Consider the following 14660-nt stretch of genomic DNA (forward strand, 5'->3'; position numbering starts at 1 on the left):
GCGGGGATGGCTGACAGTCTCTGTGGTGGATGCCTTTGCGGTGCGGTTCGGTTCACGGCCGAGCCGAAGCCGCGTGAGATGAGCGTTTGCCACTGTTCCATGTGCCGGCGCTGGAGCGGCGGTTCCTTCATGGCGGTGGAATGCGTCGGCGTCGTCAAGGTCGAGGATGAAGCGCCGCTCGGCGTCTACGCGTCGTCCGAGTATGGCGAGCGCGTCTTCTGCAAGACCTGTGGCACCTCGCTGATGTGGCGGATGAAGGACGGTTCGCACAACGTCGTTTCGGCCCAGGCTTTCGACGATCCGTCGATTTTCGAGTTCACGTCGGAAATCTTCGTCGACGAGCAGCCGGCCAACTACGCGTTCGCCAACCAGACCCACAAGATGACCGGCGCCGAGGTTTTTGCCCTGTTCGCGCCCAATCAGGATCCTCAACATGGCTGAGGCCCAGGTCCGCAACTTCAACATCAACTTCGGTCCGCAGCACCCGGCCGCGCACGGTGTGCTGCGTCTGGTGCTTGAGCTGGACGGCGAGGTGGTCACCCGTGTGGACCCGCATATCGGCCTGCTGCACCGCGGCACCGAGAAGCTGATCGAGCACAAGACCTACCTGCAGGCGGTGCCCTATTTCGACCGGCTCGACTATGTCGCGCCGATGAATCAGGAGCACGCCTACGCGCTGGCCGTCGAGAAACTTCTCGACATCCAGGTGCCCAAGCGCGGCCAGCTCATCCGCATTCTCTACTCCGAGATCGGGCGCATTCTGTCGCATCTGCTCAATGTGACGACCCAGGCCATGGACGTCGGCGCGCTGACGCCGCCGCTCTGGGGCTTCGAGCCGCGTGAAGAGCTGATGGTTTTCTACGAGCGGGCCTGCGGCGCGCGCATGCATGCCGCCTTCGTGCGGCCGGGCGGCGTGCACCAGGACCTGCCGACGGAGCTGCTCGACGATATCTGGGACTTCTGCGATCCGTTCCTGAAGACCCTCGACGATATCGAGGGACTGCTGACCGACAACCGCATCTTCAAGCAGCGCAACGTCGACATCGGTGTCGTGTCGCTCGAGGACGCCTGGGCGCGCGGGTTCTCTGGCGTGATGGTGCGCGGCTCCGGCGCGGCGTGGGATCTGCGCAAGTCGCAGCCCTACGAGTGCTACAGCGAGCTCGATTTCGACATTCCCATCGGCAAGAACGGCGACTGCTTCGATCGCTATCTCATCCGCATGGAAGAGATGCGCCAGTCGGTGCGGATCATGAAGCAGTGCCTGGAAAAGCTCACCGTCGAGCGCGGTCCGGTGTCGTCTGCGGACGGCAAGGTGGTTCCGCCGAAGCGTGGCGAGATGAAGCGCTCGATGGAAGCGCTCATCCACCACTTCAAGCTCTACACGGAAGGCTACCGCGTCCCCGAGGGCGAGGTTTATGCCGCCGTGGAGGCTCCGAAGGGCGAGTTCGGCGTCTATCTTGTCGCCGACGGGACCAACAAGCCCTATCGCTGCAAGATCAAGGCGCCCGGTTTCGCGCATCTTCAGGCGATGGATTTCATGTGCCGGGGACACATGCTGGCGGACGTGTCGGCTGTTCTCGGTTCCCTCGATATCGTGTTCGGAGAGGTTGACCGGTAATGGCCGTTCGTCGCCTTCACCATGAGCAGCCCGAGAGCTTCGCGTTCACGCCGGATAACAAGGCGTGGGCGGAGAAGGTGATCGGTCGCTATCCCGAAGGCCGTCAGGCATCGGCGGTGATCCCGCTGTTGTGGCGGGCGCAGGAACAGCACAATGGCTGGCTGCCGGAACCGGCTATCCGCCATGTCGCCGACATGCTCTCGATGCCGCACATCCGCGTGCTCGAGGTCGCGACCTTCTACACGATGTTCCAGCTCCAGCCGGTGGGCCGCAAGGCGCATATCCAGGTGTGCGGCACGACGCCGTGCCAGCTGCGCGGCGCCGAGGACCTCGTGGCGGTTTGCAAGCGCAAGATCGCGGCACACGCACATGAGCTCTCCGGGGATGGCGATTTCTCCTGGGAAGAGGTCGAGTGTCTCGGCGCCTGCGTCAATGCGCCGATGATCCAGATCTTCAAGGACACCTACGAGGACCTGACGCCGGAAAGTCTCGAGGCGCTGATCGACGATATCTCGGCCGGCCGCGAGGTCACGCCGGGTCCGCAGAACGGTCGCCGTTTCGGCATGCCGGCAAGCGGTCAGACGTCGCTGTCCGAGATCAAGGACACGACGGAGGGCTGTCTTCCCGTGGCGCATCTGGTTGCCGGCGCGGAGCCTGCCTCCCATGCGTTTGCAGGCGAGAGCATCAACGCCGGTGGTTCCGACTTCAACGGCGTGCTGGCCAAGGGCGCGGCGGCGAAGTCCGCCGCACGCCCGACAGCCGCGAAGGCCGATGCTGCCGGAACCGAGGCCGAGAAGCCGGTTGTCGCCAAGGCCCCGGTCGTTACCAAGGCCGAAGCGAAGACCAAGCCGGCCGGGCAGGGCAGTCTCGACCTTTCCTCCGGGGAGGGCGAGAGCGAGCCGAAGCTGCTGTCGGCCGCCCGCGAGGGCAAGGCCGACGATCTCAAGCGTGTCAAGGGCGTCGGTCCGAAGATCGAGGGCATCCTCAACGAGCTCGGCGTCTATCATTTCGACCAGATCGCGGGTTGGACGGAAGAGAACAAGGCCTGGGTCGAGACCCGGCTGAAGTTCAAGGGCCGTATCGACCGCGAGGACTGGATCGCCCAGGCCAAGGTGTTGTCGGAAGGCGGGGAAACTGATTTCTCCAAACGTGTCGACAGCGGCGATGTGCCGACGAGCAAGTCGTAAGGACGGGAGAGCGGTATGCTGAAGGATCAGGACCGGATCTTCACCAATATCTATGGCCTGCATGACTGGGGTCTGGAGGGCGCGCGCCAGCGTGGCCACTGGGACAGCACCAAGGCGATCATCGACAAGGGCCGCGACTGGGTCATCGAGGAGATGAAGTCGTCCGGCCTGCGCGGTCGCGGCGGCGCCGGTTTCCCGACCGGCCTCAAGTGGTCGTTCATGCCCAAGCAGTCGGACGGGCGTCCGGCCTATCTTGTCGTCAATGCGGACGAGTCCGAGCCGGGCACCTGCAAGGACCGCGAGATCCTGCGCCACGACCCGCACACGCTGGTCGAGGGCTGTCTCATCGCCGGCTTCGCCATGGGCGCGATCGCGGCCTACATCTACGTGCGCGGCGAGTTCATCCGCGAGCGTGAGCGGCTGCAGGCTGCCATCGACCAGGCCTATGACGCGGGCCTGATCGGCAAGAACAACAAGAACGGCTATGACTTCGACATCTACGTCCACCACGGCGCGGGTGCCTATATCTGCGGCGAGGAGACGGCGCTTCTCGAAAGCCTCGAGGGCAAGAAGGGCCAGCCGCGCCTGAAGCCTCCGTTCCCGGCGAACGTTGGTCTCTATGGCTGCCCGACGACAGTGAACAACGTGGAATCCATCGCGGTCGCGCCGACGATCCTGCGTCGCGGCGCCGCATGGTTCTCCGGTCTCGGCAAGCCGAACAACGCCGGCACGAAGCTGTTCTGCATCTCCGGGCACGTCAACAATCCGTGCACGGTCGAGGAGGAGATGGGCATCTCCTTCCGCGAGCTTATCGACAAGCACTGCGGCGGCATTCGCGGCGGCTGGGACAATCTGCTGGCCGTGATCCCGGGCGGCTCGTCCGTGCCGTGCGTGACGGCGGAGAACATCACCGACTGCTCGATGGACTTCGACAGCCTGCGTGGCCTCGGCTCCGGCCTCGGCACGGCGGCGGTCATCGTGATGGACCGTTCGACGGACATCATCAAGGCCATCGCCCGGCTCTCCTACTTCTACAAGCATGAGAGCTGCGGCCAGTGCACGCCATGCCGCGAAGGCACCGGCTGGATGTGGCGCGTGATGGAGCGTATGACCAAGGGCAATGCCTCCAAGGAGGAGATCGACATGCTCTTCCAGGTCACCAAGCAGGTCGAGGGTCACACCATTTGTGCGCTTGGCGACGCCGCCGCATGGCCGATCCAGGGGCTGATCCGGAACTTCCGTCCGGTGATCGAGGCGCGCATCGACGAATATACGGCCAAGAGCCGCAAGCCGGCGGCGCAGCCGCTGGCGGCTGCGGAGTGAGGCAACGGCGATGAACATGGTCGGAGAGAAACAGAGACTGGACGTGGCTGGAAGCGATCTTTCCGGCTCGCGTTTCAGTGACGTTAATCTCTCCGGTTGCAGCTACGACGATGTCAATCTTTCCGGTGGGCGGTACACGAATGTGAACCTGTCGGGCTCGACGTTCAGCGATATGAACATGTCGGGTCTGACGGTCTCGGATGCCAATCTCGCCGGGATGCGGATCGACAATGCGTGTCTCGCTGGCGTTGCGATCACGAACAGCCGATTGCAGGGCATGACGGTCAACGGCATCGAGGTTACCGAACTTCTCGCCCTGTGGGCCGAGAAGCAGAAAGGCCATGAGGGCAGCAAGGCATGAACAGGGTTATCGTAGTCGACGGCAAGGAGGTCGAGGTCCCGCAGGATTACACGCTTTTGCAAGCGTGTGAGGCCGCTGGTGCGGAAGTCCCGCGGTTCTGCTTCCACGACCGCCTGTCGATTGCCGGCAATTGCCGCATGTGTCTCGTCGAGGTGAAGGGCGGCCCGCCGAAGCCGGCGGCCTCCTGCGCCATGAACGTGCGCGACCTGCGTCCCGGCCCGAACGGCGAGGCGCCTGAGGTCTTCACCAAGACGCCGATGGTGAAGAAGGCCCGCGAGGGCGTGATGGAATTCCTGCTGATCAACCATCCGCTCGATTGCCCGATCTGCGACCAGGGCGGCGAGTGCGACCTGCAGGACCAGGCGATGGCCTATGGCGTCGACGCCTCGCGCTACTCCGAGAACAAGCGCGCGGTCGAGGACAAGTACATCGGCCCGCTCGTCAAGACGATCATGACGCGCTGCATCCACTGCACGCGTTGCGTTCGCTTCACCACCGAAGTGTGCGGCGTCGCCGACCTCGGCCTGATCGGCCGTGGCGAGGATGCGGAGATCACCTCCTATCTCGAGCAGGCGCTCACCTCCGAGATGCAGGGCAACGTCGTCGACCTCTGCCCGGTCGGCGCACTGACCCACAAGCCTTATGCGTTCCAGGCGCGTCCCTGGGAGATGACCAAGACCGAATCCGTCGACGTGATGGATGCGGTCGGTTCGGCGATCCGCGTCGATACGCGCGGTCGTGAGGTCATGCGCGTTCTGCCGCGGCTCAACGAGGCCGTGAACGAGGAGTGGATCTCCGACAAGACCCGCTACATCCGCGACGGCCTGCGCACCCAGCGCCTCGACCGGCCCTATGCCCGCGTCGACGGCAAGCTGAAGCCGGTGTCCTGGGCCGAGGCTTTCGCGCTGATCGCGGAAAAGGTGAAGGCGGCCGCGCCGGAGCGCGTCGGCGCACTCGCCGGCCAGCTTTCGAGCGTGGAGGAGATGTTCGCGCTGAAGGGCCTGATGCAGGCGCTCTCGGTGAACAACTTCGACTGTCGCTTCCCCGGCTCTCCGCTCGATCCGGCACACGGCCGGGCCAGCTACCTGTTCAACTCGACCATCGCCGGCATCGAGGACGCGGACGCGATCCTGCTCGTGGGCACCGACCCGCGCAAGGAAGCTCCGGTGCTCAACGCACGCATTCGCAAGCGCTATACGCGCGGCGGCGTGACCATCGGCGTGATCGGCGAAAACACCGACCTGACCTATCCCTACACCTATCTGGGCGCGGGCCCCGATACGCTGGCCTCGCTGCTGGATCACGGCAAGCCGAAGGCCGAGCGCCCGATGGTGATCGTCGGACAGGGCGCGCTCAACCGCGCCGACGGTGCGGCGGTGCTGGCGCTGGCGGCGAAGGTCGCGGTCACGGTCAACGCCGTGCGCGACGACTGGAATGGCTTCAACGTGCTGCATACGGAAGCGGCCCAGGTGGGCGGCCTCGATGTCGGCTTCGTGCCGGGCGAGGGCGGCAAGGCAACGGTGGAGATGCTGGAGCCGGGTGCCATGGACGTGATGTTCCTGCTCGGCGTCGACGAGGTCGACGTGCCGGAAGGCGCTTTCGTGGTCTATCAGGGCACCCATGGCGACCGCGGCGCACACCGCGCCGACGTGATCCTGCCGGGCGCGACCTACACCGAGAAGTCGGGCACCTTTGTCAACACCGAAGGTCGCGTGCAGCTCGGCGAGCGGGCCGCGTTCCCTCCGGGCGAAGCCCGCGAGGACTGGGCGATCCTGCGTGCGCTTTCGGGCGCGCTGGGGGCGACGCTCCCTTATGATTCGCTCGGCGCACTGCGCGCCGCGCTCTATGCGGCGCATCCGCATATGGCGGCGATCGACCAGATCGCGGCCGGCGACACCGCTTCTCTCGAGGCGCTTGCCAAGCTTGACACCAAGGCCGGCTCGGGCGCGTTCCACAACGCCGTGACGGACTTCTACCTGACCAATCCGATCGCGCGGGCATCCGCGACGATGGCCGAATGCTCGGCCCTCGCCAAGGCGCGTGCGGCAGAGGCCGCGGAGTAACGGGGACGATTATGGCGGACGTCTGGGCGGATTACCTTCTTCCCCTGATCATCATGGTGGCGCAGAGCGTGCTTATGCTCGTCGTGCTGCTGGTGATCGTTGCCTATATTCTTTACGCAGACCGCAAGATCTGGGCGGCTGTACAGATTCGTCGCGGCCCGAACGTGGTCGGGCCTTGGGGATTGCTGCAGTCCTTCGCGGACCTGCTGAAGTTCGTGCTCAAGGAGCCGGTTATTCCGGCCGGTGCCAACAAGGGCCTGTTCCTTCTGGCGCCGCTCGTCTCGGTGATGCTGGCGCTCGGCGCCTGGGCGGTCGTGCCGGTCGCCGAAGGGTGGGTGATCGCCGACATCAACGTCGGCATTCTCTACATCCTCGCGATCTCCTCGCTCGGCGTGTACGGTATCATCATCGGCGGTTGGGCCTCGAACTCGAAGTATCCCTTCCTGTCGGCTCTGCGTTCGGCGGCGCAGATGGTCTCCTATGAGGTGTCCATCGGCTTCGTGGTTGTGACGGTGCTGCTGTGCGCCGGTTCGCTGAACCTCACCGATATCGTGATGTCGCAGAAGACCGGTCTTGCCTCGGCGCTTGGCGTGCCGTGGCTGTCGATCCTGAACTGGTACTGGCTGCCGCTGTTCCCGATGTTCGTGATCTTCTTCATCTCGGCGCTGGCGGAGACGAACCGTCCGCCGTTCGATCTGGCCGAGGCGGAATCGGAACTCGTCGCCGGCTTCATGGTCGAATACGGCTCCACGCCCTACATGATGTTCATGCTGGGCGAGTATGTCTCGATCGCCCTGATGTGCAGCCTGATGACGGTGCTGTTCATGGGTGGCTGGTTGCCGCCCCTTGATTTCGCACCTTTCACCTGGGTGCCGGGCGTCGTCTGGTTCCTGCTGAAGTCGCTGCTGGTGTTCTTCATGTTCGCCATGGTCAAGGCGATGGTCCCGCGCTACCGGTACGACCAGCTCATGCGCCTCGGCTGGAAGGTGTTCCTGCCGCTGTCGCTGGCAATGGTCTTCATCGTCGCCGCGGTGCTGATGGCGATGGGCTGGGCGCCGTAAGGGGCAGGGAGACTGGACATGTCGATTTCGGTCCCGGGATTGATCGGTGCAGCCATCGGGCTCTACCTCGGGTGGATCGACTACAAGATCGTGATCGGGGTTCTGCGGGGCGCGGCCGAGCGGCGGCGCCAGCAGACGGGAAAGACCGGCCTCTATCTGCGCTTCGAGCCCCAGCTTCGGCTGGTGGTGCTCGGGGTGGCGCTGGTCGGGTTTCCGCTGGTCGGCTATTTCGCCGCCAGCTCGCTTACAGGTTAGAAGTTTCCGGCAGCCGCGCCTGGCGCGGCACCGGGTCGAAAACGCGGCCGTATGTCCCACCCCTTGAAAGGGGGCTCCGAACGGAAGCTCCGGACGGGGCAGGGCGGACGGCAACGAGAGAACGAAAGAACGGGGCTTTACGCCATGGCACTGCAACAGGCTGCCAAATCGCTCTTGCTGAAGGAATTCGTGTCCGCCTTCTTCCTGGCGATGCGCTATTTCTTCAAGCCGAAGCCGACGATCAACTACCCCTTCGAGAAGGGGCCGGTGAGCCCGCGCTTCCGCGGCGAGCATGCGCTGCGCCGTTATCCCAACGGCGAGGAGCGCTGCATCGCCTGCAAGCTGTGCGAGGCGATCTGCCCGGCGCAGGCGATCACGATCGAGGCGGGTCCGCGCCGCAACGACGGCACGCGGCGCACGACCCGTTACGACATCGACATGGTGAAGTGCATCTACTGCGGCTTCTGTCAGGAAGCCTGCCCGGTGGACGCCATCGTCGAGGGACCGAATTTCGAGTTCGCCACGGAAACCCGTGAGGAACTCTACTACGACAAGGCGAAGCTGCTCGCCAACGGCGACCGCTGGGAGCGGGAAATCGCCAACAACATCGCGCTGGACGCGCCTTATCGCTAAGGCGCCCACGGTGGACGCGGCGGGACGGCTGGTCTAAGAGAGGCCGTCTCGCAGGGGACGCGCCCAGGACAAACAACAAGGGCCTGCGTGACGGGCCCGCCCGGACACGGGCCTGGATGAAACGGGACAGGGGCACACCGAGACATGGTACTGCAAGCCGTCTTCTTCTACCTCTTCGCGGCGGTCGCGGTGGCTTCCGCCTTCATGGTGATCGCCTCTCGCAATCCCGTGCATTCGGTTCTTTTCCTGATCCTGACGTTCTTCAACGCGGCGGGTCTGTTCATCCTGCTCGGGGCCGAATTCCTGGCGATGCTTCTGATCGTCGTCTACGTCGGCGCGGTCATGGTGCTGTTCCTGTTCGTGGTGATGATGCTCGACGTCGACTTCGTCGAGATGCGCCAGGGCGTCCTGCAATATGTGCCGGTCGGTGGCCTGATCGGGGCGATCCTGCTCATCGAGCTGCTGATGGTGCTGGGAGGCTGGGTGATCTCGCCGGACATCATCGGGCACACGGCGGCTCCGGCCGCCGCCGCCGGGGACGCGGGCAATATCCGCAGCCTCGGCGAGCTGATCTACACCCGCTACATCCTCTACTTCCAGACGGCCGGCCTCGTGCTCCTTGTCGCCATGATCGGCGCCATCGTGCTGACGCTGCGCCACAAGGACGGGGTGAAGCGCCAGGATATCTCCACGCAGGTCGGACGTACGCGCGAGGCGGCGGTCGAGGTGCGCAAGGTGGAAACCGGCAAGGGGATCTGACGATCCCCTCGCATTCACGCGTTTTGGTTGAGGCGCCGCCCGTGCGCCCTGCCTTTCATGTCTAATTCGGGAGCATCACGGGGCGCGCCCATGGAAATCGGTCTGTCACATTACCTGACGGTCTCAGCGATCCTGTTCACCATCGGGATCTTCGGCATCTTCCTGAACCGGAAGAATGTCATCGTGATCCTGATGTCGGTGGAGCTGCTGCTTCTCGCGGTGAACATCAATCTCGTGGCGTTCTCGTCTTTCCTGGGCGACCTCGTCGGCCAGGTCTTCGCGCTTCTGGTTCTGACGGTCGCCGCCGCGGAGGCCGCCATCGGCCTCGCGATCCTCGTGGTCTTCTACCGCAATCGCGGGTCGATCGCGGTGGAAGACGTCAACATGATGAAGGGCTGAGGACGCGATGTATCAGGCAATCCTGTTCCTGCCGCTGATCGGCTTCCTGATCGCCGGCCTGTTCGGCCGGGCGATCGGGGCCAAGGCCAGCGAGTACGTCACCTCGGGTCTGTTGATCCTTGCGGCGCTGCTGTCGTGGGTGGCTTTCGTCACCGTCGGCTTCGGCGAGACGCATGAGACCAGCCAGGTGCTGTTCCGCTGGATGAACTCCGGTACGTTCAATGTCGACTGGTCGATCCGGGTCGACACCCTGACGGCGGTCATGCTGGTCGTGGTCAACACGGTCTCGGCGCTGGTGCATGTCTATTCCATCGGCTACATGCACCACGATCCGCACCGGCCACGCTTCTTCGCCTATCTGTCGCTGTTCACCTTTGCCATGCTGATGCTGGTGACCTCCGACAACCTGCTGCAGATGTTCTTCGGCTGGGAAGGCGTCGGCCTCGCGTCCTATCTCCTGATCGGTTTCTGGTACACCAAGCCGTCCGCGAACGCCGCGGCGATGAAGGCCTTCGTTGTCAACCGCGTTGGCGACTTCGGCTTCATCCTGGGCATTTTCGGCCTGTTCTACCTGTTCCAGTCGAGCGATTACGAAACGCTGTTCGCCAACGCCAAGGGGTTCGCCGAAGGTGAGCCCAAGGTGGTGATCGACTTCCTCGGCATGCAGCTCGACCAGCATGGCGCGCTGACCGCCATCTGCCTGCTGCTGTTCATGGGGGCCATGGGAAAGTCGGCGCAGTTCCTGCTGCACACCTGGCTGCCGGACGCCATGGAAGGCCCGACACCGGTTTCCGCGCTTATCCACGCCGCCACCATGGTGACGGCGGGTGTGTTCATGGTCGCCCGGATGTCGCCGATCTTTGATCTGTCGCCCACGGCGCTGACGGTGGTCACGCTGGTCGGTGCGACGACGGCCTTCTTCGCCGCCACGGTCGGCCTGGTTCAGAACGACATCAAGCGGGTGATCGCCTATTCGACCTGTTCGCAGCTCGGATACATGTTCGTCGCGCTCGGCGTCGGCGGCTATTCGATCGCCGTCTTCCACCTGTTCACGCACGCCTTCTTCAAGGCGCTCCTGTTCCTCGGCGCCGGCTCGGTGATCCACGCCGTGTCGAACGAGCAGGACATGCGCAAGATGGGCGGCCTGCGCAAGCACATCCCCTTCACCTACTGGATGATGGTGATCGGCACGCTGGCACTGACCGGGTTCCCGCTGACCGCCGGCTACTTCTCCAAGGACGGCATCATCGAGGCGGCCTTCGTCGGACAGAATGCCTTTGCCCAGTACGGCTTCTTCATGACGGTGATCGCCGCCGGCCTGACGTCGTTCTACTCCTGGCGCCTGGCGTTCATGACCTTCCACGGCAAGCCGCGGGCCTCCGTCGACGTGATGAAGCACGTGCACGAGAGCCCTCTTGTGATGACCGTTCCGCTGGCCGTTCTGGCTCTCGGGGCGCTGTTTGCCGGCCTCGTCTTCTCCGGGCCGTTCATGGGCCACGGCTACGAGGAATTCTGGAAGGGCGCGGTTTACCTCTCCGAGGAGAACCACATCCTGCACGAGATCCACTCGGTCCCGTTCTGGGTGAAGGCGTCGCCCTTCGTGATGATGGTGCTCGGCTTCGCGGTGGCGTGGCTGTTCTACATCAAGTCGCCCGACCTGCCGCGCAAGCTCGCGGAGCGTCATGACGCGCTCTACCAGTTCCTGCTGAACAAGTGGTACTTCGACGAGCTCTATGACGCGATCTTCGTCAAGCCCTCCATGTGGATCGGCCGCCAGCTCTGGAAAAAGGGCGATGGCGCGGTGATCGACGGTCTCGGCCCGGATGGCGTTGCCGCCCGCGTCCAGAACGTGACCACCTGGGTCGTCCGGTTGCAGACCGGGTATCTTTATCATTACGCATTCGCCATGCTGATCGGTGTTGCCGCACTGATCACCTGGTCGATGTTCTCCGTCGGGGGCGCTCACTGATGAGCAACTGGCCGCTTCTTTCCATCACGACCTTCCTGCCTCTCGTCGGTGTGTTCTTCATCCTCCTCGTTCGTGGCGAGGATGACGGGGCGAAGGAGAACATGCGCCGTGTGGCCTTGATCACCACGGCCTTCACCTTCGTGATCTCGCTGTTCATCTGGGGTGGCTTCGATGCCGCCAATCCGGGCTTCCAGTTCCAGGAGACCCGGGAGTGGCTCGGCGGCAGCATCGGCTACCGCATGGGCGTCGACGGCATCTCGATGCTGTTCGTCATCCTGACCACCTTCCTGATGCCCTTCTGCATCCTTGCGAGCTGGAAGAGCATCCAGAAGCGCGTGAAGGAGTACATGATCGCGTTCCTGGTGCTGGAAACGCTGATGATCGGCGTGTTCTGCTCGCTCGATCTGGTCATGTTCTACGTCTTCTTCGAGGCCGGCCTCATTCCGATGTTCCTGATCATCGGTGTGTGGGGCGGCAAGCGCCGGGTCTACGCCAGCTACAAGTTCTTCCTCTACACGCTGCTCGGCTCGGTGCTCATGCTGATCGCGCTGATGGCGATGTATGGCGAGGCCAAGACGACCGACATCCAGACGCTCATGCAGCATGGCTTCCCGGCCGGCATGCAGACCTGGCTGTGGCTTGCCTTCTTTGCCAGCTTCGCCGTGAAGATGCCGATGTGGCCGGTGCACACCTGGCTTCCCGACGCCCACGTCGAGGCGCCGACAGCCGGTTCCGTGCTGCTTGCTGCCATCCTGCTGAAGATGGGCGGCTACGGCTTCCTGCGCTTCTCGCTGCCGATGTTCCCGCTCGCGAGCGAGACCTTCGCGCCGCTGGTGTTCACGCTGTCGGTGATTGCCATCGTCTACACCTCGCTGGTGGCGCTGGTGCAGGAAGACATCAAGAAGCTCATTGCCTATTCGTCCGTCGCCCACATGGGCTATGTGACCATGGGCATCTTCACGATGACCACGCAGGGCGTGCAGGGCGCGCTGTTCCAGATGCTGTCGCATGGCATCGTCTCGGGTGCGCTGTTCCTCTGCGTCGGCGTGATCTACGACCGCATGCACACCCGCGAGATCTCCGCCTATGGCGGCTTGGTCAACCGGATGCCGTTCTACGCGGTGGCGTTCCTGATCTTCACGATGGCGAACGTCGGCCTGCCGGGCACGAGCGGTTTCGTCGGCGAGTTCCTGACGCTGATGGGGGCGTTCCAGGTGAACACCTGGGTGGCGCTGTTCGCCAGCTCCGGCGTGATCCTGTCTGCGGCCTATGCGCTCTATCTGTACCGACGGGTGGTGTTTGGCGCGCTCGACAAGGAGAGCCTGAAGTCGATCGTCGACCTCAGCTTCCGCGAGCGCGTGATCATCGTGCCGCTGATCATCCTGACCATCTTTTTCGGCTTCTATCCCGCGCCGATTCTCGACGTTACGTCGGCGTCGGTCGATGCTCTGGTGACCAACTACCAGGCAGCGATCGAGGCGGCGCAGCAAACCGCGCTGCTGGTTCATTAAGGCCCGAGGACGCAAGACGACATGAACGCCTATTCCCAACTCCCGGACCTCGCGCCCGCCCTGCCGGAGCTGATGCTGGCGGCCGGTGCGCTCGTGCTGCTGATGCTCGGCGTCTTTGGCGGGCGGAAGATCACGCCCTACGTCACGGCGCTTTCCGTGGCGCTGCTGGCGGTGGCGGCACTGCCGCTCCTGCTGCCGGCCGAATTCGGCATCGAGGCGCGCACGACCTTCTACGGCGCCTTCGTGCTGGACGGCTTCGCCCGGTACATGAAGCTTCTGACGCTGCTCGGCTCGGGCTTTGCCATCGCCATGTCGGTGGCGTTTGCCCGTAACGAGAATTTCGAGCGCTTCGAGTATCCGGTGCTGATCGTGCTCGCGACCGTCGGCATGATGCTGATGCTGTCGGCCAACGACATGATCACGCTCTACCTCGGGCTTGAGCTCCAGTCGCTTTCGCTCTACGTGATCGCAGCCTTCAACCGCGACAGCACGCGCTCGACCGAGGCGGGCCTGAAGTACTTCGTGCTCGGCGCGGTGTCCTCGGGCATGCTGCTCTACGGCATGTCGCTGGTCTACGGCTTCACCGGCCAGACGGGCTTCGAGCCGATCGCGGCGTCGCTGGCGCATGCCGGCGGCTCGTCGCTCGGCCTCATCTTCGGACTGGTGTTCATCCTTGCCGGCCTTGCCTTCAAGATCTCGGCCGTGCCGTTCCACATGTGGACGCCGGACGTTTACGAAGGAGCGCCGACGCCGGTGACGGCGTTCTTCGCCGCCGCGCCGAAGATCGCCGCCATGGGTCTGCTTACCCGCGTCGTGGTCGGTGCGTTCGAGCCGGTCACCCACGACTGGCAGCAGATCATCGTCTTCATCTCCATCGCCTCGATGGCGCTCGGCGCCTTTGCCGCCATCGGCCAGAAGAACATCAAGCGGCTGATGGCCTATTCGTCCATCGGTCACATGGGCTTCGCGCTGGTCGGCCTGGCTGCCGGCACCGAGCAGGGCGTGGTTGGCGTCATCGTCTACATGACCGCCTATCTGGCCATGACGCTCGGCGCCTTCTCCTGCATCCTGTCGATGCGTCGCAAGGAAGGCATGGTCGAGGAGATCTCCGATCTTTCAGGTCTGTGGAAGACCAACCTGCCGATGGCGGTGCTGCTCGGCATGATCATGTTCTCGCTCGCAGGCATTCCGTTCTTCGTCGGTTTCTTCGCCAAGTTCTATGTGTTCCTGGCGGCGGTGAATGCGGGGCTCTATCCGCTCGCGGTGATCGGCGTTCTTGCCTCCGTGGTCGGCGCCTACTACTACCTGCGGGTGGTCAAGGTGATGTTCTTCGACGAGCCGACGCGGGGCTTCCTGCCGATGCCGGCTGAGCTGAAGTTCACGCTCGGCCTGTCCTCGGCCTTCGTGCTGCTCTTCGTCGTCTTCGCCGGCTCCATCGTCAAGATGGCCAGCGCGGCGGCCGGGACGCTGTTCTGACGGCGCTTGTCTTCGATGGGCGACCAAGGGAGGTGCCCGGCCTCC

Annotated in this window: 14 protein-coding genes; all 14 read left to right on the top strand. The window is 64.0% G+C overall.

The annotated features are described in order from the left end of the window. The first annotated feature begins 6 nt into the window (after window positions 1-6). The 14 genes from ACN0WF_RS12605 to nuoN all read left to right on the top strand — a co-directional run bounded on the left by ACN0WF_RS12605 (window position 7) and on the right by nuoN (window position 14615). Window positions 7-441 carry a GFA family protein gene (locus ACN0WF_RS12605; protein ID WP_417773176.1) on the top strand — a complete coding sequence of 145 codons (435 nt, stop codon included), beginning with the start codon at window positions 7-9 and terminating at the stop codon, window positions 439-441. Continuing rightward, window positions 434-1618, top strand: a complete 1185-nt coding sequence (locus ACN0WF_RS12610; RefSeq protein ID WP_417773177.1) for an NADH-quinone oxidoreductase subunit D — start codon at window positions 434-436, stop codon at window positions 1616-1618. Before ACN0WF_RS12605 ends, ACN0WF_RS12610 begins: the two co-directional genes overlap by 8 nt. Continuing rightward, complete coding sequence (locus ACN0WF_RS12615) at window positions 1618-2805, top strand: NADH-quinone oxidoreductase subunit E (RefSeq protein WP_417773178.1); 1188 nt, start codon at window positions 1618-1620, stop codon at window positions 2803-2805. Before ACN0WF_RS12610 ends, ACN0WF_RS12615 begins: the two co-directional genes overlap by 1 nt. A gap of 15 nt (window positions 2806-2820) precedes the next feature. Beyond that, on the top strand, window positions 2821-4128 hold the full coding sequence (nuoF, locus tag ACN0WF_RS12620) for an NADH-quinone oxidoreductase subunit NuoF (protein ID WP_417773179.1): 1308 nt from the start codon (window positions 2821-2823) through the stop codon (window positions 4126-4128). 43 nt (window positions 4129-4171) lie between these two features. After that, complete coding sequence (locus ACN0WF_RS12625) at window positions 4172-4489, top strand: pentapeptide repeat-containing protein (protein ID WP_417773180.1); 318 nt, start codon at window positions 4172-4174, stop codon at window positions 4487-4489. Beyond that, the gene (gene nuoG / locus ACN0WF_RS12630; RefSeq protein WP_417773181.1) at window positions 4486-6552 is read left to right on the top strand and encodes an NADH-quinone oxidoreductase subunit NuoG; all 2067 of its coding nucleotides are present in this window, start codon (window positions 4486-4488) and stop codon (window positions 6550-6552) included. The genes ACN0WF_RS12625 and nuoG overlap by 4 nt, the downstream gene beginning before the upstream one ends. Before the next feature lie 11 nt (window positions 6553-6563). Continuing rightward, the gene (gene nuoH / locus ACN0WF_RS12635) at window positions 6564-7613 is read left to right on the top strand and encodes an NADH-quinone oxidoreductase subunit NuoH (RefSeq protein WP_417773182.1); all 1050 of its coding nucleotides are present in this window, start codon (window positions 6564-6566) and stop codon (window positions 7611-7613) included. An 18-nt stretch (window positions 7614-7631) separates the two neighbouring features. After that, complete coding sequence (locus ACN0WF_RS12640; protein ID WP_417773183.1) at window positions 7632-7868, top strand: hypothetical protein; 237 nt, start codon at window positions 7632-7634, stop codon at window positions 7866-7868. Between the two features lie 144 nt (window positions 7869-8012). After that, window positions 8013-8501: an NADH-quinone oxidoreductase subunit NuoI gene (nuoI, locus tag ACN0WF_RS12645; protein WP_417773184.1), complete on the top strand. Its 489-nt coding sequence runs from the start codon at window positions 8013-8015 to the stop codon at window positions 8499-8501. 144 nt (window positions 8502-8645) lie between these two features. Then, window positions 8646-9260 (top strand): NADH-quinone oxidoreductase subunit J, encoded by a 615-nt coding sequence (locus ACN0WF_RS12650; protein ID WP_417773185.1) that lies wholly within the window; start codon window positions 8646-8648, stop codon window positions 9258-9260. 90 nt (window positions 9261-9350) lie between these two features. Further along, window positions 9351-9659, top strand: coding sequence for an NADH-quinone oxidoreductase subunit NuoK (nuoK, locus tag ACN0WF_RS12655; protein WP_417773186.1), 309 nt, complete (start codon window positions 9351-9353; stop codon window positions 9657-9659). A 7-nt stretch (window positions 9660-9666) separates the two neighbouring features. Further along, window positions 9667-11628, top strand: coding sequence for an NADH-quinone oxidoreductase subunit L (nuoL, locus tag ACN0WF_RS12660; protein WP_417773187.1), 1962 nt, complete (start codon window positions 9667-9669; stop codon window positions 11626-11628). After that, window positions 11628-13139 (top strand): NADH-quinone oxidoreductase subunit M, encoded by a 1512-nt coding sequence (locus tag ACN0WF_RS12665; protein WP_417773188.1) that lies wholly within the window; start codon window positions 11628-11630, stop codon window positions 13137-13139. The genes nuoL and ACN0WF_RS12665 overlap by 1 nt, the downstream gene beginning before the upstream one ends. 21 nt (window positions 13140-13160) lie before the next feature. Further along, window positions 13161-14615, top strand: a complete 1455-nt coding sequence (gene nuoN, locus ACN0WF_RS12670) for an NADH-quinone oxidoreductase subunit NuoN (RefSeq protein WP_417773189.1) — start codon at window positions 13161-13163, stop codon at window positions 14613-14615. Window positions 14616-14660: the final 45 nt, after the last annotated feature.

The sequence above is a fragment of the Stappia sp. genome, assembly GCF_048268045.1.
Taxonomy (GTDB): Bacteria; Pseudomonadota; Alphaproteobacteria; order Rhizobiales; family Stappiaceae; genus Stappia.

What these genes read in the sequence shown, in the direction of transcription:
- ACN0WF_RS12615 (WP_417773178.1), top strand. Translation starts at nt 1,618, where the DNA reads ATGGCCGTTCGTCGCCTTCACCATGAGCAGCCCGAGAGCTTCGCGTTC.
- ACN0WF_RS12650 (WP_417773185.1), top strand. Translation starts at nt 8,646, where the DNA reads ATGGTACTGCAAGCCGTCTTCTTCTACCTCTTCGCGGCGGTCGCGGTG.
- nuoN (WP_417773189.1), top strand. Translation starts at nt 13,161, where the DNA reads ATGAACGCCTATTCCCAACTCCCGGACCTCGCGCCCGCCCTGCCGGAG.
- nuoK (WP_417773186.1), top strand. Translation starts at nt 9,351, where the DNA reads ATGGAAATCGGTCTGTCACATTACCTGACGGTCTCAGCGATCCTGTTC.
- ACN0WF_RS12640 (WP_417773183.1), top strand. Translation starts at nt 7,632, where the DNA reads ATGTCGATTTCGGTCCCGGGATTGATCGGTGCAGCCATCGGGCTCTAC.
- nuoG (WP_417773181.1), top strand. Translation starts at nt 4,486, where the DNA reads ATGAACAGGGTTATCGTAGTCGACGGCAAGGAGGTCGAGGTCCCGCAG.
- nuoF (WP_417773179.1), top strand. Translation starts at nt 2,821, where the DNA reads ATGCTGAAGGATCAGGACCGGATCTTCACCAATATCTATGGCCTGCAT.
- ACN0WF_RS12605 (WP_417773176.1), top strand. Translation starts at nt 7, where the DNA reads ATGGCTGACAGTCTCTGTGGTGGATGCCTTTGCGGTGCGGTTCGGTTC.
- ACN0WF_RS12610 (WP_417773177.1), top strand. Translation starts at nt 434, where the DNA reads ATGGCTGAGGCCCAGGTCCGCAACTTCAACATCAACTTCGGTCCGCAG.
- nuoH (WP_417773182.1), top strand. Translation starts at nt 6,564, where the DNA reads ATGGCGGACGTCTGGGCGGATTACCTTCTTCCCCTGATCATCATGGTG.
- nuoL (WP_417773187.1), top strand. Translation starts at nt 9,667, where the DNA reads ATGTATCAGGCAATCCTGTTCCTGCCGCTGATCGGCTTCCTGATCGCC.
- ACN0WF_RS12665 (WP_417773188.1), top strand. Translation starts at nt 11,628, where the DNA reads ATGAGCAACTGGCCGCTTCTTTCCATCACGACCTTCCTGCCTCTCGTC.
- nuoI (WP_417773184.1), top strand. Translation starts at nt 8,013, where the DNA reads ATGGCACTGCAACAGGCTGCCAAATCGCTCTTGCTGAAGGAATTCGTG.